At 67.2% G+C, this 17,073-nt stretch carries 15 protein-coding genes and 2 pseudogenes; 15 read left to right on the plus strand and 2 right to left on the minus strand.

The window, feature by feature from the left end; all coding sequences use genetic code 11:
• Nucleotides 1-361 precede the first annotated feature (361 nt).
• From GNX95_RS42535 to GNX95_RS16860, 3 genes and pseudogenes are all read left to right on the plus strand, one after another.
• Nucleotides 362-1,530: pseudogene (locus GNX95_RS42535) on the plus strand (IS30 family transposase).
• A gap of 47 nt (nucleotides 1,531-1,577) precedes the next feature.
• Entirely contained in the window at nucleotides 1,578-2,000 is a 423-nt protein-coding gene (locus tag GNX95_RS16855) for a dTMP kinase (RefSeq protein ID WP_163508366.1), read from the plus strand.
• A 438-nt stretch (nucleotides 2,001-2,438) separates the two neighbouring features.
• Nucleotides 2,439-2,813 (plus strand): hypothetical protein, encoded by a 375-nt coding sequence (locus tag GNX95_RS16860; RefSeq protein WP_163508367.1) that lies wholly within the window; start codon nucleotides 2,439-2,441, stop codon nucleotides 2,811-2,813.
• Here the strand turns inward: GNX95_RS16860 and cyaB are convergent.
• Nucleotides 2,810-3,364 carry a class IV adenylate cyclase gene (cyaB, locus tag GNX95_RS16865; RefSeq protein WP_222853716.1) on the minus strand — a complete coding sequence of 185 codons (555 nt, stop codon included), beginning with the start codon at nucleotides 3,362-3,364 and terminating at the stop codon, nucleotides 2,810-2,812. The two genes, GNX95_RS16860 and cyaB, sit on opposite strands and share 4 nt — an antisense overlap.
• A 327-nt stretch (nucleotides 3,365-3,691) precedes the next feature.
• Between cyaB and GNX95_RS16870 the strand changes: the two genes are divergently transcribed.
• Nucleotides 3,692-4,027, plus strand: a complete 336-nt coding sequence (locus GNX95_RS16870) for a VOC family protein (protein WP_222853717.1) — start codon at nucleotides 3,692-3,694, stop codon at nucleotides 4,025-4,027.
• Nucleotides 4,024-5,334, plus strand: a complete 1,311-nt coding sequence (locus tag GNX95_RS16875) for an MFS transporter (protein WP_163508369.1) — start codon at nucleotides 4,024-4,026, stop codon at nucleotides 5,332-5,334. The genes GNX95_RS16870 and GNX95_RS16875 overlap by 4 nt, the downstream gene beginning before the upstream one ends.
• On the opposite strand, the gene GNX95_RS16880 is transcribed toward GNX95_RS16875, so the two are convergent.
• Nucleotides 5,309-5,854 (minus strand): hypothetical protein, encoded by a 546-nt coding sequence (locus GNX95_RS16880; RefSeq protein ID WP_163508370.1) that lies wholly within the window; start codon nucleotides 5,852-5,854, stop codon nucleotides 5,309-5,311. The two genes, GNX95_RS16875 and GNX95_RS16880, sit on opposite strands and share 26 nt — an antisense overlap.
• A 411-nt stretch (nucleotides 5,855-6,265) precedes the next feature.
• Between GNX95_RS16880 and GNX95_RS16885 the strand changes: the two genes are divergently transcribed.
• The 10 genes and pseudogenes from GNX95_RS16885 to nuoI all read left to right on the plus strand — a co-directional run bounded on the left by GNX95_RS16885 (nucleotide 6,266) and on the right by nuoI (nucleotide 16,975).
• Complete coding sequence (locus GNX95_RS16885; protein WP_222853718.1) at nucleotides 6,266-7,552, plus strand: geranylgeranyl reductase family protein; 1,287 nt, start codon at nucleotides 6,266-6,268, stop codon at nucleotides 7,550-7,552.
• Between the two features lie 81 nt (nucleotides 7,553-7,633).
• Nucleotides 7,634-8,002: an NADH-quinone oxidoreductase subunit A gene (locus GNX95_RS16890; RefSeq protein ID WP_163508372.1), complete on the plus strand. Its 369-nt coding sequence runs from the start codon at nucleotides 7,634-7,636 to the stop codon at nucleotides 8,000-8,002.
• A 10-nt stretch (nucleotides 8,003-8,012) separates the two neighbouring features.
• Nucleotides 8,013-8,507 (plus strand): annotated as a pseudogene (locus tag GNX95_RS16895) (NuoB/complex I 20 kDa subunit family protein); the annotation flags it as partial.
• 224 nt (nucleotides 8,508-8,731) lie between these two features.
• The gene (locus GNX95_RS16900; protein WP_222853903.1) at nucleotides 8,732-9,352 is read left to right on the plus strand and encodes an NADH-quinone oxidoreductase subunit C; all 621 of its coding nucleotides are present in this window, start codon (nucleotides 8,732-8,734) and stop codon (nucleotides 9,350-9,352) included.
• Nucleotides 9,349-10,671, plus strand: coding sequence for an NADH-quinone oxidoreductase subunit D (locus GNX95_RS16905; protein WP_163508375.1), 1,323 nt, complete (start codon nucleotides 9,349-9,351; stop codon nucleotides 10,669-10,671). The genes GNX95_RS16900 and GNX95_RS16905 overlap by 4 nt, the downstream gene beginning before the upstream one ends.
• A 1-nt stretch (nucleotide 10,672) precedes the next feature.
• Complete coding sequence (gene nuoE, locus GNX95_RS16910) at nucleotides 10,673-11,368, plus strand: NADH-quinone oxidoreductase subunit NuoE (protein ID WP_163508376.1); 696 nt, start codon at nucleotides 10,673-10,675, stop codon at nucleotides 11,366-11,368.
• A complete protein-coding gene (gene nuoF, locus GNX95_RS16915) occupies nucleotides 11,365-12,684 on the plus strand; it encodes an NADH-quinone oxidoreductase subunit NuoF (protein WP_163508377.1) in 1,320 nt (439 codons plus the stop codon). Before nuoE ends, nuoF begins: the two co-directional genes overlap by 4 nt.
• Nucleotides 12,685-12,686: 2 nt before the next feature.
• Nucleotides 12,687-15,125 (plus strand): NADH-quinone oxidoreductase subunit G, encoded by a 2,439-nt coding sequence (locus GNX95_RS16920; RefSeq protein ID WP_163508378.1) that lies wholly within the window; start codon nucleotides 12,687-12,689, stop codon nucleotides 15,123-15,125.
• Nucleotides 15,122-16,420, plus strand: coding sequence for an NADH-quinone oxidoreductase subunit NuoH (gene nuoH / locus GNX95_RS16925; protein WP_163508379.1), 1,299 nt, complete (start codon nucleotides 15,122-15,124; stop codon nucleotides 16,418-16,420). Before GNX95_RS16920 ends, nuoH begins: the two co-directional genes overlap by 4 nt.
• Nucleotides 16,421-16,423: 3 nt before the next feature.
• Entirely contained in the window at nucleotides 16,424-16,975 is a 552-nt protein-coding gene (gene nuoI, locus GNX95_RS16930; protein WP_163508380.1) for an NADH-quinone oxidoreductase subunit NuoI, read from the plus strand.
• The last annotated feature ends 98 nt before the right edge of the window (nucleotides 16,976-17,073 follow it).

The following is a 17,073-nucleotide window of genomic DNA, read 5'->3' on the forward strand; positions in this document are numbered from 1 at the left end:
GCGCATCGAATAGCGTGCGTGGCGTATAGGTGTGCGGGTTGGGTCTGACGTAGACGGGTGGCAGGAAGTAGGGGATGCCGCCGAGCATGTCGATCGACCATTGGCTATGGTACAGGATTTGGTGGTGGGCAAGGCACAGCAGCGTCATGTTGTGCAGTGTGGTTTGCCCGCCGAACTCCCACGGTGTGACGTGGTGCGCGTCGCACCAGGCAAGTGCCACTTTAGTTACAAGTACGTTTCCGCAGGTAGATGCTCTGGCTCTGTGCCTCGATTGTGTCAACGGCACGCGAAATTTGACCCACTTTCGGCACTTGGGTTCTAGGTCTCGTCGCAACACTTCATGATCAAATAGGGAGTGTTGATGGGCAGGCGCGGACGCAAGCGCAGACTGGTGATCGAGGCGGAGTACTGGCGGCTGCTGGCCTCCGGTATGGGCACGGCTGAGGCGTGCGGGCAGCTGGGGATCGGCCGCAAGACCGGGTACCGATGGCGGGCGGAGAATGGCGGCCTGGCCCCGCTGACGCTGCCGGAGCGTGCGCACTCGGGCAGGTACTTGTCGTTGCTGGAGCGGCGGAGAATTGCCACCCTGCGCCGGGACGGACTCACCGTCCGGGCCATCGCGACCGCGCTTGGACGTTCACCGTCGACCATCAGCCGCGAGCTGAAACGCAACACCACAGCTGACGACCGGTCCTACGACGGCGACCTGGCACACGCCCGGGCACGCGAGCGAGCCCGTCGACCACGCCGCGGCCGCCTCCTTGCCGACACCGAGCTTCGGGCGCACGTGCAGTCCAAGCTCGAACTCGAGTGGAGCCCGGAGCAAATCGCGGCATGGCTGCGCACCGAATTTCCCGACAAACGCACCTGGAACCTGTGCCACGAAACCATCTACAGGGCCCTCTATCTGGGCGGGCCCGGCGGGCTCGATCGACAACTGACCAAGCGGCTACGCACCAGCCGACCGTTGCGCAAACGCCGCCGACGCCCCGACCAGCGCCGCCCACGATTCACCGTCCCGGGCACCCCGATCAACCAACGCCCGCCATCGTCACCGAACGAACCCGGATCGGCGACTGGGAAGGCGACCTCATCGTCGGCCGAAGCAGCCGCTCGGCGATCGCCACCGCGGTCTGCCGCACCAGCCGCTATGTGAAACTCATTCACCTCCCGCACGGCCACTGCGCCGCCGCGGTCGACCACGCCTTAACCGCGTCATTCGCCCCGTTGCCAACCACTGTTCGCCTGACGCTGACCTGGGATCAAGGTTCGGAGATGGCCCACCACGACCGAATCGCGCAGCACTTCAGCGAGGGTGTGTACTTCGCCTTTCCCGGCTCGCCCTGGCTACGCGGCACAAACGAGAACACCAACGGACTGTTGCGCCAGTACTTCCCCAAGGGCACCGATCTATCCATCCACAGCGCGGAAGAACTGCAACGCATCGAGCAACGGCTCAACGACCGCCCCCGCAAAACCCTCGGCTGGCGCACCCCAGCCGACATCTTCACCGCCGCTTTGACACCATGACCTAACAGCAACGTTGCGACGATCACTGGAATTCACCTGGCAGGCCCTTGGCGCCCGGCATCGCGGCCGACCGGTACGCGCATCTGGAGCACGAGATCATTCCGGCAATGGATGCCGGCCAGTGGGTGCTCTCGGACCGCTATGTGCAGTCCTCGCTGGTTCTGCAATGCCTTGACGGCCTGTCAGCGGCCGAGATCTGGAGTTACAACCGGTACGTCCGGCGGCCAGACCTTTCCGTGTATCTCAGCGAGACCGCAGATCGCATCGCCTCCCGGTTGGCCGAGCGGCAGCAGCTGTCGCGGCTGGAACTGGCCGGTTCGCCCGAGCGTGAGCTGCGGCTTTATCGGGAGGCGTACGAGTTTCTGCAAGCCCGCGGCTGGACCCAGGTCGTCGTCAGATGCCGGGGTCAGGTGCCGGCGCAGATCGCGAGCCGTATCGTCACACACCTCGACCGACTGTCGAAGTCGTAGTTCAGGAAGGCGACAATGCTGTCGATCTTGACCGTCAATATCGGAGCCGCCGCCCGCCAGCGAGCCGAGGTTCTGCTGGCGTGGCTGGCGGCGAGGCCCGAGGACGTGTTCGTCCTGACCGAGACCAGTAACGGACCAGGCACCGCCTACCTGCTCGAGCAGTTCCGGACCGCTGGTTCGCCGTCGCGTACACCCCGGACGCCAGCGGCGATCGCGGGACCGCCGTGGTCAGCCGCGTCAAGGTCGAACGCACCCTTCACGATTTGACCGGCAACATGAGTTTTCCTAGTCGGGTGGCGGGCATCGAGCTGGCCACGAGACCGGGTACGGCGGTGCTCGGGATTTACGTGCCGAGTCGCGACCGCAGTGTGAACAAGATCGAGAAGAAGGAACGGTTCATCAGCTCGATGCTGGCGGGGCTGGACAAGCTGCCCGACGATGTACGCGGCCGGCTGGTCATCGGCGGTGATTACAACGTCATCGCCCGAGACCACCAGCCGCTGCACGCCGGCTTCCTGCCGTTCGAGTTCGGACTGCTCGAAAACACTGCAGCACCACGGGTTCATCGACGCGTACGCCCGGTGCTCACCCGGCGAGCAGGCGTACAGCTGGATCGGACGCACCAACGACGGCTACCGCTACGACTACTTCCACGTCGGCGCCGCACTCAGCGACCGCATCGCCAGCTGCGCCTATCTGCACGAAACCCGAGAGCAGCGACTCACCGACCACGCCGCGGTGACCCTCACTTTGGATGTAGCGGCAGTCGAGCGCATCGACACGGGTGACCCGGTCGCCGACGGGTTGTTCTAAGCCGATACCAACGCGGCGCGTACGAGCGAGTCGTACGTGTCGGTCATGCGCTCAACGTCCAAACCTAGCGAGCGTACGAGACGATCGAGGTCGTCCTGCACCTCGACGCCTGGCCGGCCAGGAGGTACGACCGTTTCGACCTCCAGGAAGGTGCCGGCATGCTCGACATCGTCCAGGCACAGCGATAGGTCGCCGCGAGCCGCGGTCCGTCGGGACTTCACGATGCGTACGGTCGGCCGAAAACCCATCACCAGCAGCGCGGCGTGCATCTGGTCGCGATCAGCGATCTCGGTCTCGTGCTCAAGACAAGCCATCTCGTTGTCCTGCGGTTGCTTGAGCGTGAATAGGTGGCGGCCGTGCTGCGTACGAAGACGAGCGAAAGCCACACCGATCTTGGACTGGCCGTAGTCCCAGCCGGCCTCCGCGTATGCCTGGTCGTCCTGATGAACCGGCGACGAGAGACGAAACCCGTGGTCAGCCAGCTGGTCGACGGCGACCACGGCATCGCGGAGGCGGTACTTGACCTCGATCTCCCGCCGCTGATCAGCCACGTACGCGCTACCCGAACGCCGACGACACCGACCACAGCAGGCTAGCCAAGGTCGTGTCCGCGATGAGGGAAGGGGGCCACCGACACGCCGCCCGGACCGGATGTCCGGCTGGGACGGCCGACCCGGCGGACCGACCCTGTGGATGCCAGAACACGCCGCTGACGTTGCGAACATTGACCCCATACTCCGGACGCCCCGGATGTTTCTTGCTCTCAGCGAAATTCACGCCTTTGTGGCATGTCTCGAGAGGCTGGCGCAAACTTGGTGTAGACGGATCGGGACGAGTGTCCTAAACTTCAGGACGTATGTCCTAAGAAAGGGATCTTCATGCCTGGACCGTTTGTGTTCTTCGACCTGCGCTCCTCGGACACACCGAAGGCGCGTGACTTCTACACCGGCCTGTTCGGCTGGACGGTGAACGAGCATTCCTTGCTGACCGACGAAAACGGCGTCTGGGGTGGCTTCACACCGCTGCCGCCAGGCGATCAGCGGCGTCCACAGTGGACACCGTACGCACCGGTCGACGACCTCGACGCCGCGACCACGAAGGTGCGCGAGCTCGGCGGCAGCGTGCTCCGCGAGCGGATCAAGCTGCCAGGTGGTTCTGCGGCGGTCATCGAGGACCCGACCGGCGCGTCGTTGGTGCTGTGGGAAGCGGAGTGACCGCGACCGCAGTGCATGGCAGCCGGCAGGGTGTGGCGCTGCTGGTCATTACGGCGGCGACCCTGCTGGTCGTGTTGGACTCGACGATCGTCAACGTCGCGCTTCCCAGCATCAGGACAGGCCTCGGTTTCACGACCACCGGCCTGGAGTGGGTCGTGACGGCATACTCGGTCGCGTTCGGAGGACTGCTGTTGCTTGGCGGACGCCTCGGAGATCTGTACGGCCGCAGGCGAATGTTTCTGGTCGGCATAGCGCTTTTCACCGCTGCCTCGTTGCTCGGCGGTCTGGCGTTGACGCAGCTGTGGTTGATCGCCGCGCGTACGGTCCAAGGGATCGGCGCGGCCATCGCAGCGCCGGCCGCGCTTTCGCTGGTCGCGACGACGTTTCCGGAAGGCGAGCCGCGTAACCGCGCGATGGGTTGGTATGCGACGGTGGCCGGCTCGGCCGGTGCGATCGGTCTCGTGCTCGGTGGACTGCTCACGCACGTCGGGTCGTGGCGATGGGTTTTCTTCGTAGCCGTGCCAATCGGCGCGCTCGTGTTGGTCGCCGCGCCACGCGCACTGGCCGAGCCGCCTCGACAGGACGCCGGTCGCCTCGACCTAGCTGGCGCGATCACCGGTACGGCCGGCGTCGCGCTGCTGGTTTACGGCCTGATCCAACCAAGTTGGCCGGTGGCCGCGGCCGGAATTGTCGTGCTGCTGGTCTTTCTGGTGATCGAGTCGCGAGTTTCCACGCCATTGTTGCCATTGCGGTTGTTCGCCGACGGCAGGAGAGCGGCCGCGTACGCCGTGACCCTGACCGTCGGCGTCGGACTTTACGGCGTCACCTTCTTTCTCATGCTCTACGTGCAGGAGACGCTCGCTTTTGGTGCGGTGCTGGCCGGCTTGGCGTTCCTTCCGCTCGCGGCCGGCATCGGCGTGCTGGCGGCGGCGATGGGTCGGCTGGCCGGCCGGATCGGCACGCGCGTCGGCGTCGTCGGTGGTCCGCTGGTCGCTGCGGCCGGCGCGGTTTGGCTCTATGCCGGCGTTTCCGCGCACACCGGCTATGCCGGCCTGGTCGGTCCGCTCGTCCTGCTCGGCGTCGGTCTCGGCGCGGCCGTCGTGCCGCTGACGCTGACCGTCCTCGCCGCCGTCCGGCGCGAGGACGCCGGCATCGCCTCGGCGTTGGTCAGCGCCGGCCAGCAGCTCGGCGGCGCGATCGGCCTGGCCGCGCTCGGCGCCGCCGGCGCACCGGCCGCCTATCTCGTCGCCGCCGCCGTTCTCGTGCTGGCCGCGGCGATCGCTAGCCGAAATAGAGCCAGGCCGTGACGTTCAGGTAGTAACCGACGTCACCGTTGTCGGTGAAGTCGTTGTCGTTGGTGACCAGACGCAGCGCGCTGTCCTTCACCACGACGCACCTGCTGTCCGAACCGATCTTCAGGTTTTCGCCGAGGTGCGACCACGTGCCGACCAGCGCGGCGTCCGGACCGCCGGGATAGGGAAAGCCGTGGTCGCGCGGATCGACCGTCCGGCCGTTGCCGTCCGGACCCCACGTGCCGCGCCAGTTGAAGATGCCGCCATAGCTGACCTTTCCGCTGGCGCGTACGTGGACGACCGCGCCGGGTCGCAGCTGCGGCTCGAGCGGTCCGCCGGTGCCGCCGACCGACACGCTTCCGACGGTGGGTTCCAGGTGCAGCGCGGCACTGACCCCGCCGACGTTGTGGTTGCAGGCACTCAAGGCGGCGGCCGTGTCGACGCCGGCGTACGCGGGGACGGCGCCGAGGCCGACGCCGGTGGCGAGGATCGCGAGCGGCAGCAGCGTACGGCCGAGTTGGCGCGAAGAGGTCATGGAAACGGTCCTTCTCAACGAAAATCGGACCAGTGCAGTGTCGGCGGCAAGGCCGTCCCGGCGCCTGAGTAGGCGACTACTCAAACGTGTTCAAGATCGACTTTCGCCATATCTAGAACCTCTCAACCCACCCCCCACCCGTAATGGGTGGGGGAAATTTATACAGGGGGTACGACAGTTTCGCGTTGTAGCGGGTACTCTGTGCGATCAAATTAGGATCGCCTTACCTAAGTTTCCCTGGCGTGCGGCGGAATTCGCCGGCACGGCCGGGTGGCCGCCGGGACAGCGTGAACAGGCGGGACTAGACTCAGCCTGATGACATCGTGAAGTCGTTCACAAGCGCACGTACGGGTGTCGTCGGAGCAAAGGAGCTCGCGCCGAAAACGCCGCCTAGCAAATAAAGAGGACGATGTGAGCACCGCGGAAAGTTCCCCGACCGGGACTGCAGACGTCATTGTCGTAGGGGCTGGCCCGTCCGGCTCGACCGCGGCCTTCTACCTCGCGCAGGCCGGCCTGGACGTGCTGGTGCTGGAGAAGACCGAGTTTCCCCGCGAGAAGGTGTGCGGCGACGGGCTCACGCCGCGAGCGGTGAAAGAGCTGGTCAAGATGGGTGTCGACATCGACGAGAAGGCCGGCTGGATCCGCAACAGGGGTCTGCGGGTGATCGGTGGCGGCGTACGGCTGGAGCTGCCGTGGCCCGATCTGGCCAGCTATCCCAACTACGGCCTGGTGCGGCCACGACTCGACTTCGACGACGTGCTCGCGCGCAACGCGGTCAAGGCCGGCGCGCGGCTGCAGACGCTCAGCAACGTCACCGGTCCGATCCTCAACCGGGCCGGACGGCTCAAAGGCGTCACCGCCAAGGTCGGTCCGGACAAGCAGGAGGCGCGGTACGAGGCGCCGCTGGTGCTCTCCGGCGAGGGCGTGAGCGGCCGGCTGGCGATCGCGATGGGCCTGCAGCGGCGAGAAGACCGCCCGATGGGTGTGGCGGTCCGCCGCTACTACAAGTCACCGCGGCACGACGACGACTTCCTGGAGTCGTGGCTCGAGCTGCGCGACAGCGCCAGCAACTCCGACGTGCTGCTTCCCGGCTACGGCTGGATCTTCGGCGTCGGCGACGGCCGGTCCAACGTCGGCCTCGGCGTCCTCAACTCCAGTACGGCCTTCCAGGGCACCGACTTCCGCAAGATGATGGTCAACTGGCTGGACGGCCTGCCGGAGGAATGGGGCTACACCGAGGAAAACGCCGACGGACCGATCCGCGGCGCGGCGTTGCCGATGGGCTTCAACCGCACTCCGCACTACACCCGCGGCCTGCTGCTGATGGGTGACTCCGGCGGCATGGTCAACCCGTTCAACGGCGAGGGCATCGCGTACGCGATGGAGTCGGCCGGCATCGCCGCCGAGATCGCCGCGCAGGCGCTGGCCCGGCCGGCCGGCCCGCAGCGCGAGCGCGTCCTCTACGCGTATCCGAAGATCCTCAAGGACACCTACGGCGGTTACTACCGGCTCGGCAAGATCTTCGTCGACCTGCTCGGCCATCCCGCCACCATGAAGCTCGCGACCAGGTACGGCATGCCGCGGCCGATGCTGATGCGTTTTGTGCTCAAGCTGCTGGCCAACCTGACCGACCCGCACGCGAGCGACTCGTTCGATCGGATCATCAACGCCATGAAGAAGGTGGCCCCCGCTGTATAAGCCGACGATGACCCCGATGATCACCCCGATGACCAGCGGTCTTAGGCTCCGGAACCGAGTACGCCAGACAGGGGAGATGGCATGTCGCTAGCGCCGTACATCCCGATCGCCACGCTTTTCGTGCTGTCGTTCGGGTTCGCCTTGTTGTCGGTCTACGGCATCTCGTCGATGACCGGTCCGAAGCGCTACAACAGGGCCAAGTACGAGCCGTACGAGTGCGGCATCGAGCCGACCCCGCAGCCGATCGGCGGCGGCAAGTTTCCGATCAAGTTCTATCTGACGGCGATGCTGTTCATCGTCTTCGACATCGAGATCATCTTCCTCTACCCGTGGGCGGTGGCAAACAAAGCGCTCGGCGTCTTCGGGTTCGTCGAGATGGTGCTCTTCATCGTCACGGTGCTGGTCGCGTACGCCTACGTGTGGCGCCGCGGCGGCCTGGACTGGGACTAGGGACAGACAAATGGGTATCGAAGAAAAGCTTCCCAGTGGGTTTTTGCTGACCAACCTGGAAAAGCTGGTCAACTGGGGCCGCAAGAGCTCGATGTGGCCGGCCACCTTCGGGCTGGCCTGCTGCGCGATCGAGATGATGGCGGTCGGCGGGTCGCGGCACGACATCGCACGGCTGGGCATGGAGCGGTTCTCCGCGACACCGCGGCAGGCCGACCTGATGATCGTGGCCGGCCGGGTGAGCCAGAAGATGGCGCCGGTGCTGCGGCAGATCTACGACCAGATGCCGGACCCCAAGTGGGTCCTGTCGATGGGGGTCTGCGCCTCCAGCGGCGGCATGTTCAACAACTACGCGATCGTGCAGGGCGTCGACCACGTCGTGCCGGTGGACATGTATCTGCCCGGCTGCCCGCCGCGGCCGGAGATGCTGCTGGACGCGATCCTCAAGCTGCACGAGAAGGTCATGCACGAGCCGCTCGGGCCCAAGCGCAAGGCCGAGTTCGCCGAGATGAAGGCCAACGGCACGCTCCCGCGCTATGGCACCATGCCGTCCTCGTACCGCTTCGACAAGAAGAAAAAGAAGCAGTGGCTGGAAGCCGCGGCGCAGGGCCGCGAGGAGCAGCTGCGGATCGAAAGTGAGTATCGCCGGTGAGCGACAACGACGACCGCCTGCCGGCGCCGCGCGGCATCGGCATCCCGGACGGGGAAAGCGTTGTGTCGTCCGGAAAAGGCATGTTCGGTGTCACCGGTACGGGTGACACGTCCGGGTTCGGCGGCCTGGTGCGTACGCGGGCCGTCCTTCCTCCGGCCACGCGTCCGTACGGCGGCTATTTCGACGAGGTCGTCGACGCGCTGAACGACGCTTACCCCGAGTTCGCCGACGCGATCCTGCGCGTCGAGATCGACCGCGACGAGCTGACAATCCACGTGCGGCCGGAGAAGATCGCGGCGGTCTGCCAGGTGATGCGTGACGACGAGGCGCTGCGCTTCGAGCTGTGCTCGTCGGTGTCCGGTGTCGACTACGGTCCGGCCGAGGCCGACCGGTTGCACGTCACCTACCACCTGACCTCGATGACCTACCGCCGGCGCGTACGGCTGGAGGTCGCGGTCGGCGTCGACGACCCGCACGTCGCCTCGGTGACGCGGGTCTATCCGACCGCCGACTGGCAGGAACGCGAGACCTGGGACCTGTTCGGCGTCATCTTCGACGGCCACCCCGGCCTGACCAGGATCCTGATGCCGGACGACTGGGAGGGTCACCCCCAGCGCAAGGACTACCCGCTCGGCGGCATCCCGGTCGAATACAAGGGCGCCGAGATCCCGCCACCAGACGAACGGAGGGCCTACCGGTGACGACCACGGATCCGTACGCCGCGTCGGCGCGCGAGACCACCGAAGGCCGCGTCTACACGATCACCGGTGGCGACTGGGACGACATCGTCGCCGGCAGCCCGTTCGAGGACGAGCGGCTGGTGCTCAACATGGGCCCGCAGCATCCGTCCACGCACGGCGTGCTCCGGCTGGTGCTGGAGCTGGAAGGCGAGACGGTCACCGAGGCCACCGCGGTGGTCGGCTATCTGCACACCGGCATCGAGAAGAACCTCGAGTTCCGTACCTGGACGCAGGGCACCACGTTCGTGACGCGTGCCGACTACCTGTCGCCGATCTTCAACGAGACCGCGTACTGCCTCGCGGTGGAGAAGCTGCTCGGCATCCAGGTGCCCGAGCGCGCCGACGTGATCCGGGTGATCATGATGGAGCTCAACCGGATCAGCTCGCACCTGGTCTGGCTGGCCACCGGCGCCAACGAGCTCGGCGCGACCACGCCGATGACCGACGGCTTCCTGGACCGCGAGTACATTCTGGACATCTTCGAGAAGGTGTCCGGCCTGCGGATGAACATGGCCTACATCCGGCCAGGCGGGGTCGCGCAGGACTTCCCGCCCGGCACCGAGGACCAGATCCGCGACTTCTGCCAGTACATGCGCAAGCGCGTCGACTGGTATCACGGCCTGCTCACCGGCCAGCCGGTCTTCCAGTCCCGGATGAAGGACGTCGCCTACCTCGACGTGGAGGGTTGCCTCGCGCTCGGTGTGACCGGTCCGATGCTGCGGGCCGCCGGCCTGCCGTGGGACCTGCGCAAGACGATGCCCTACTGCGGCTACGAAAACTACGACTTCGAGGTGCCGACGCACACCGACGCCGACTGTTGGGCCCGGTACGTGGTCCGGATGGACGAGATGCGCGAGTCGCTCAAGATCATCGAGCAGGCGCTCGGCCGGCTGGAGCCGGGTCCGGTGGTGGTCGAGGACAAGAAGATCGCCTGGCCGGCGCAGCTGGCCGTCGGCCTGGACGGGATGGGTAACTCGCTCGACCACGTCCGCAAGATCATGGGCCAGTCGATGGAGGCCCTGATCCACCACTTCAAGCTGGTCACCGAGGGCTTCCGCGTCCCGGCCGGCCAGGTGTACGCGGCGGTCGAGTCGCCGCGCGGCGAGCTCGGCGTACACGCGGTGTCCGACGGTGGCACGCGTCCGTTCCGCGTGCACATGCGCGAACCCAGCTTCATCAACCTGCAGGCCATTCCGGCGCTGACCGAGGGCGGCCTGCTCGGCGACGCGGTGGTCGCGGTCGCCTCTCTCGACCCCGTCATGGGTGGATGTGATCGCTGAAATGCCACTGACCGACGAAACCCGCGCGAAGGCCCGCGAGATCATCGCGCGCTATCCGAAGTCCCGTTCCGCGCTGTTGCCGATGCTGCACCTGGTGCAGGCCGAGGAAGGCTACGTCAGCCCCGAGGGCATCACGCTGTGCGCCGAGGAGCTGGGCCTGACCAAGGCCGAGGTCTCCGCGGTGGCCACCTTCTACACCATGTACAAGCGCCGGCCGGTCGGCGAATACCTGGTCAGCGTGTGTACGAACACGATGTGCGGCGTGCTCGGCGGCGACAAGGCATACCAGGCGCTGTCCGAGCACCTGGGCGTCGGCCACGACGAGACCACCGAGGACGGCCAGTTCACGCTGGAGCACGCCGAGTGCCTGGCGGCCTGCGACTACGCGCCGGTGATGACGGTCAACTACGAGTTCTTCGACCAGGTCGACGAGGAGTCGGCGGTCGACATCGTGCGGCGGCTGCAGACCGGCAGCTCGCCGCTGCCGACCCGCGGCGCGCGGCTGTGCACCTTCAAGCAGATCGAGATGCAGCTGGCCGGCTTCGCCGACGAGCGTGAGGGCGCCACCGGCGAGGGGCCGGCCGGCACGCCGACGCTGGCCGGCGCGCGGCTGGCCGACTCGGTCGGTGTGACGGTGCCGGGTTACGACCCCAACACGCCGATCCCTCCCGTACCACCGAAGGACGAGAAGAAATGAGCGCGGTCTCCGTCGCACAGGAGGTCCTCACACCGGTGCTGACCAAGCGCTGGCTGACCCCGGACGCCTGGAAGATCGACACGTACGAGCTGCTGGACGGCTACAAGGGCCTGCGCAAGGCGTTCACCGCGTCCCCCGACGAGCTGATCCAGCTGGTCAAGGACTCCGGCCTGCGCGGCCGCGGCGGCGCCGGCTTTCCGACCGGCCTGAAGTGGTCGTTCATCCCGCAGGGTGACGGCAAGCCGCACTACCTGGTGGTCAACGCCGACGAGGGCGAGCCGGGGACCTGCAAGGACGTGCCGCTGATGATGGCCGATCCGCACTCGCTGATCGAGGGCATCGTCATCACCTGCTACGCGATCCGCGCCAACTTCGCCGCGATCTACATCCGCGGCGAGGTCGTGCACGCGCTGCGCCGCGTGCAGAACGCGGTCCGCGAGGCGTACGCGAAGGGCTACCTCGGCAAGAACATCCTCGGCAGCGGCTTCGACCTGGACGTGGTCGTGCACGCCGGCGCCGGCGCGTACATCTGCGGCGAGGAGACCGCGCTGCTGGACTCGCTGGAGGGCTATCGCGGCCAGCCGCGGCTCAAGCCGCCGTTCCCGGCGACCAACGGCCTCTACTCCAGCCCCACCGTGGTCAACAACGTGGAGACCATCGCGAGCGTGCCGTTCATCGTGCTCGGCGGCGCCGACTGGTGGAAGTCGATGGGGACCGAGAAGTCGCCCGGCCCGAAGATCTACTCGATCTCCGGCCGGGTCAACCGGCCCGGACAGTACGAGTGCACGCTCGGCACCACGCTGCGCCAGCTGATCGAGCTGGCCGGTGGCATGAAGGAAGGCCACGAGCTCAAGTTCTGGACGCCGGGCGGCTCGTCGACGCCGATGCTGACCACCGAGCACCTGGACGTGCCGCTGGACTTCGAAGGCGCGGCCGCCGCCGGCTCGATGCTGGGCACGACCGCGGTGATGGTGTTCAGCCAGCAGGACGACGTGGTGTACGCGGCCTACCGGTTCACCGAGTTCTACGCCCACGAGTCGTGCGGCAAGTGCACGCCGTGCCGCGAAGGCACCTACTGGATGGTCCGTACGCTGCACCGGATCCTGTCCGGCCAGGGCGTCGAGAAGGACATCGAGACGCTGCTGGACACCTCGGACAACATCTTCGGCCGGTCGTTCTGCGCGCTCGGCGATGGTGCGGTCAGCCCGATCATCTCCAGCATCAAGTACTTCGAGCAGGACTACCGCGACTACATCACCGGTGTGAGGCCGCCTTATTTCACCGGTAAAGCGGCCGAGCTGGCGGGAGCTCACTAGAGATGACAATGGCGCCAGAAAAGGTCGACACCGTCACCTGCAACATCGACGGCATCGACGTGACCGTGCCGAAGGGCACGCTGGTGATCCGGGCCGCCGAGCAGATCGGTGTCCAGATCCCGCGGTTCTGCGACCACCCGCTGCTGGAGCCGGCCGGTGCCTGCCGGCAGTGCATGGTCGAGGTGTCCGTTGGTGGCCGGCCGATGCCCAAGCCGCAGGCCTCCTGCACGCTGGCCTGCTCCGACGGCATGGTGGTCAAGACCCAGCTGACCAGCCCGGTGGCCGAGAAGGCACAGCGCGGCACGCTGGAGATGCTGCTGATCAACCACCCGCTGGACTGCCCGATCTGCGACAAGGGCGGCGAGTGCCCGCTGCAGAACCAGGCGCTGGCCAACGGCGACGCGGACAGTCGCTTCCTGGAGCAGAAGCGTACGTTCCCCAAGCCGATCGCGATCTCCTCGCAGGTGCTGCTCGACCGCGAGCGCTGCGTGCTCTGCCAGCGGTGTACGCGGTTCAGCGACCAGATCGCCGGCGACAAGTTCATCGACCTGCTGGAGCGCGGCGCGCAGCAGCAGATCGGCATCGACCAGCGCGAGCCGTTCCAGTCCTACTTCTCCGGCAACACCGTGCAGATCTGCCCGGTCGGCGCGCTGACCGGCGCCGCCTACCGGTTCCGCGCACGGCCGTTCGACCTGGTCAGCACGCCGAGCGTGTGCGAGCACTGCTCCGGCGGCTGCGACCAGCGTACGGACTGGCGGCGCAACAAGGTGCTGCGTCGGCTCGCCGGTGACGACCCCGAGGTCAACGAGGAGTGGAACTGCGACAAGGGTCGGTGGGCGTTCACCTACGCCACCGCCGACGACCGCCTGACCACTCCGCTGGTCCGCAACGAGGCGGGTGAGCTGCAGCCGGCGTCCTGGACCGAGGCCTTCGAGCGGGCCGCTGAGGGCCTGCGCGAGGCGCGTGACAACGGCCGTGGCGTCGGTGTGCTGACCGGTGGCCGGCTGACCATGGAGGACGCTTACGCGTACTCGAAGTTCGCCCGCGCGGTGCTGCGCACCAACGACATCGACTTCCGTACGAGCGCCGGCTCCGACGAGGAGCTGACCTTCATCGCCACTCGCGCGCTCGGCGTCACGCCGGACAACGGCGGTGTCACCTATCGGAAGGTCGAGAACGCTCCGGCGGTGCTGCTGGTCGGCCTGGAGGCCGAGGAGGAGTCGCCGATCCTGTTCCTCCGGCTGCGCAAGGCGTGGCGGAAGAAGGGCCTGCGGCTGTTCTCGGTGGCGCCGTACGCGACCCGCGGCCTGGCCAAGGCCGGCGGCACGCTGATCGAGGCGGTGCCCGGCACCGAGCCGCTCGTCCTCAACGGACTCGCCGGCGACGCCTTCGAGGCGCTGCGCCAGCCGGGCGCGATCGTGCTGGCCGGCTCGCGGCTGGCCGGTGTGCCAGGTGCGCTGACGGCCGTGTCCCGGCTGGCCAACGCGACCGGCGCCGAGCTGGCCTGGGTGCCGCGGCGGGCCGGTGACCGCGGTGCGGTGGAGGCCGGCGCGCTGCCGACCCTGCTGCCGGGCGGCGCTGCGGTGACCGACGACGACGCTCGCGGGGAGCTGGAGCGTACGTGGGGCATCGACGCCGGCAGCATCCCGCCGGTCCCCGGCCGCTCGACCACCCAGATCGTCGACGCGCTGGCCGACGGCTCGCTGTCGGCGGCGGTGATCGCCGGTGTGGACACCGCCGACCTGCCGGACCCGGCGGCCGCCGAGGCAGCGCTGGAGACGGCCGGTTTCGTCGTCAGCCTGGAGCTGCGCGCGTCCGCCGTCACCAACCGCGCCGACGTGGTGTTCCCGGTCGCCGCGGTCAGCGAGAAGGCCGGCACCTTCGTCAACTGGGAGGGCCGCCAGCGGCCGTTCGAGGTGGTGCTGCCGCAGGCCGGCACGCTGAGCGACGCGGCCGTACTGGACGAGCTGGCAGAGGAGATCGCCGACGAGGACGGCGACTTCGCGCCCCTGGACACCGCCGCGCTCGACGCGCTGCGCGCACAGCTGGCCGACCTGCCCGAGCCGGGTCCGCGTGCGGTCACGGTGCCGAGCAACGTCGACGTGACCACCCCGACGCCGGCGGCCGGCGAGGCCGTACTGGCGACCTGGTCACAGAACCTCGACCTCGGCCGGATGCAGGACAACGAGCAGCACCTGGCCGGTACGGCCAAGCCGCCGTTGGCCCGGATCTCCGCCGCGACGGCCGAGGAGCTGGGCCTCACCGACGGTCAGGACGTGCGGGTCAGCACCGACGCCGGCACCATCACGCTGCCGGTCGCGGTGACGCCAATGCCGGACCGGGTCGTCTGGCTGCCGGCAAACTCGCCCGGCTCACAGGTGCGTAAGACGCTGCGGGCCGGCGCCGGCGCGGTCGTACGGCTCGCTAAGGGGGACAAATGATCACGGCTGAGCCGGTGCCGCAGCTGCCGATCGACCAGTTCGGCCACGAGCCGTTCTGGATCACGCTGATCAAGGTCGTCGCGGTCTTCGCGTTCCTGATGCTGATGACGATCTTCATGATCACCTTCGAGCGCAAGCTGATCGCCAGGATGCAGTTCCGGCTGGGTCCCAACCGGCACGGTCCCAACGGCTGGTTCCAGTCGATCGCGGACGCGATCAAGCTGCCGTTCAAGGAGGAAGTCATCCCGAAGATGGCCGACAAGGTCGTCTTCGCGCTGGCTCCGGTGATCGCCGCGTTCCCGTCGTTCCTGGCGCTCGCGGTCACGCCGTTCGGCCCGACCGTCAACATGTTCGGCTATCGGGTCGCGCTGCAGGTCACCGATCTGCCGGTGGCGGTGCTGTGGGTGCTGGTCTGCTCGTCCATGGGTGTCTACGGCATCGTGCTGGCCGGCTGGGCGTCCAACTCGACGTACTCGCTGCTGGGCGGCCTGCGGTCGGCGGCGCAGATGATCTCGTACGAGGTCGCCATGGGCCTGTCCTTCGTGGCGGTCTTTCTCTACGCGGGCTCGCTGTCGACCTCGCAGATCGTCAGCGCGCAGGACAAGGTCTGGTATGCGTTCATCCTGCTGCCGTCCTTCATCATCTACGTGATCTCGGCGGTCGGTGAGACCAACCGGATCCCGTTCGACCTGCCGGAGGCCGAAGGCGAGCTGGTCGGTGGCTATCACACCGAATACACCTCGCTGAAGTTCGGCATGTTCTTCCTCGCCGAGTACGTCAACATGGTCGGCGTCTCGTCGCTGGCGATCACGCTGTTCCTCGGCGGCTGGCACGCGCCGTTTGGCCTGGGCAACCTGCTGCCGTGGATCGACCAGGGCTACTGGGGCCTGCTGTGGTTCTTCGTGAAGATCATGGCCTTCATGTTCTTCTTCGTCTGGCTGCGCGGCACGCTGCCGCGGCTGCGCTACGACCAGCTGATGCGCCTGGGCTGGAAGGTGCTGGTGCCGATCAACCTGGCCTGGATCCTGGTGGTCTCCGGCGTGCAGACCTTCGCCAACGCCAGCAACACCTCGCCGCTGCAGCGGCTGGTCATCATCGGCGCGGTCGTGCTGGTGATCCTGCTGGTGGTGCTGTTCTGGCCGTCCGGCAAGAAGAAGGACGAGGCGGCGGCCAAGGCGGCCGCGGTCGAACCCGAGCAGCCGGTCTACCCGGTCCCGCCGATGGACCTGGTCGTGCCACCTTCGCCGCGGCTCGCGCGTACCGCCGCGGTCACCGAGAAATCAGGGAAGGCCTGAGAAATGCTGGACTGGGCCAAGGGTTACGGGCTGACGTTCGCGGCGATCTTCCAGAAGGTCGGCACGTACCAGTATCCGGAAAAGGGAAAACAGGTCGAGGCGCGCTACCACGGCCGGCACGTGCTCAACCGGCATCCGGACGGCTTGGAGAAGTGCGTCGGTTGTGAGCTGTGCGCGTGGGCCTGCCCGGCCGACGCGATCTACGTGGAAGGCGGCGACAACACCGAGGAGAAGCGGTTCTCTCCCGGTGAGCGCTATGGCGCGGTCTACCAGATCAACTACTCGCGGTGCATCTTCTGCGGACTGTGCATCGAGGCCTGTCCGACCCGGTCGCTGACCATGAGCAACGCGTACGAGCTGGCGCTGGACAACCGGCACGACCTGATCTTCACCAAGGAGCAGCTGCTCGCGCCGCTGCTGCCCGGCATGGAACAGCCGCCGCATCCGATGCGCCTCGGCGACGACGAGAAGGACTACTACGTCGGCGCGATGACCAACCCCGGTGCCTCCAAGGGCGCGGAGTTTCCGCAGTGGACCGGGGCGGAGGACGAGTAGATGACTCCCGAAGACGACGGGTTCGTGAGCATCGAACAAAAGAGAATGAGCGCAGCGAATTCGCTTTTGTCGAAGGCACGGAGCGGTTCCGGAGGCGA

This window comes from Fodinicola acaciae (assembly GCF_010993745.1).
Taxonomy (GTDB): Bacteria; Actinomycetota; Actinomycetes; order Mycobacteriales; family HKI-0501; genus Fodinicola; species Fodinicola acaciae.

What these genes read in the sequence shown, in the direction of transcription:
- GNX95_RS16860 (WP_163508367.1), top strand. Translation starts at nt 2,439, where the DNA reads ATGTACGCGGCCGGCTGGTCATCGGCGGTGATTACAACGTCATCGCCC.
- GNX95_RS16870 (WP_222853717.1), top strand. Translation starts at nt 3,692, where the DNA reads ATGCCTGGACCGTTTGTGTTCTTCGACCTGCGCTCCTCGGACACACCG.
- GNX95_RS16880 (WP_163508370.1), bottom strand. Translation starts at nt 5,854, where the DNA reads ATGACCTCTTCGCGCCAACTCGGCCGTACGCTGCTGCCGCTCGCGATC.
- GNX95_RS16890 (WP_163508372.1), top strand. Translation starts at nt 7,634, where the DNA reads ATGTCGCTAGCGCCGTACATCCCGATCGCCACGCTTTTCGTGCTGTCG.
- GNX95_RS16900 (WP_222853903.1), top strand. Translation starts at nt 8,732, where the DNA reads ATGTTCGGTGTCACCGGTACGGGTGACACGTCCGGGTTCGGCGGCCTG.
- nuoE (WP_163508376.1), top strand. Translation starts at nt 10,673, where the DNA reads ATGCCACTGACCGACGAAACCCGCGCGAAGGCCCGCGAGATCATCGCG.
- nuoF (WP_163508377.1), top strand. Translation starts at nt 11,365, where the DNA reads ATGAGCGCGGTCTCCGTCGCACAGGAGGTCCTCACACCGGTGCTGACC.
- GNX95_RS16920 (WP_163508378.1), top strand. Translation starts at nt 12,687, where the DNA reads ATGACAATGGCGCCAGAAAAGGTCGACACCGTCACCTGCAACATCGAC.
- nuoH (WP_163508379.1), top strand. Translation starts at nt 15,122, where the DNA reads ATGATCACGGCTGAGCCGGTGCCGCAGCTGCCGATCGACCAGTTCGGC.
- nuoI (WP_163508380.1), top strand. Translation starts at nt 16,424, where the DNA reads ATGCTGGACTGGGCCAAGGGTTACGGGCTGACGTTCGCGGCGATCTTC.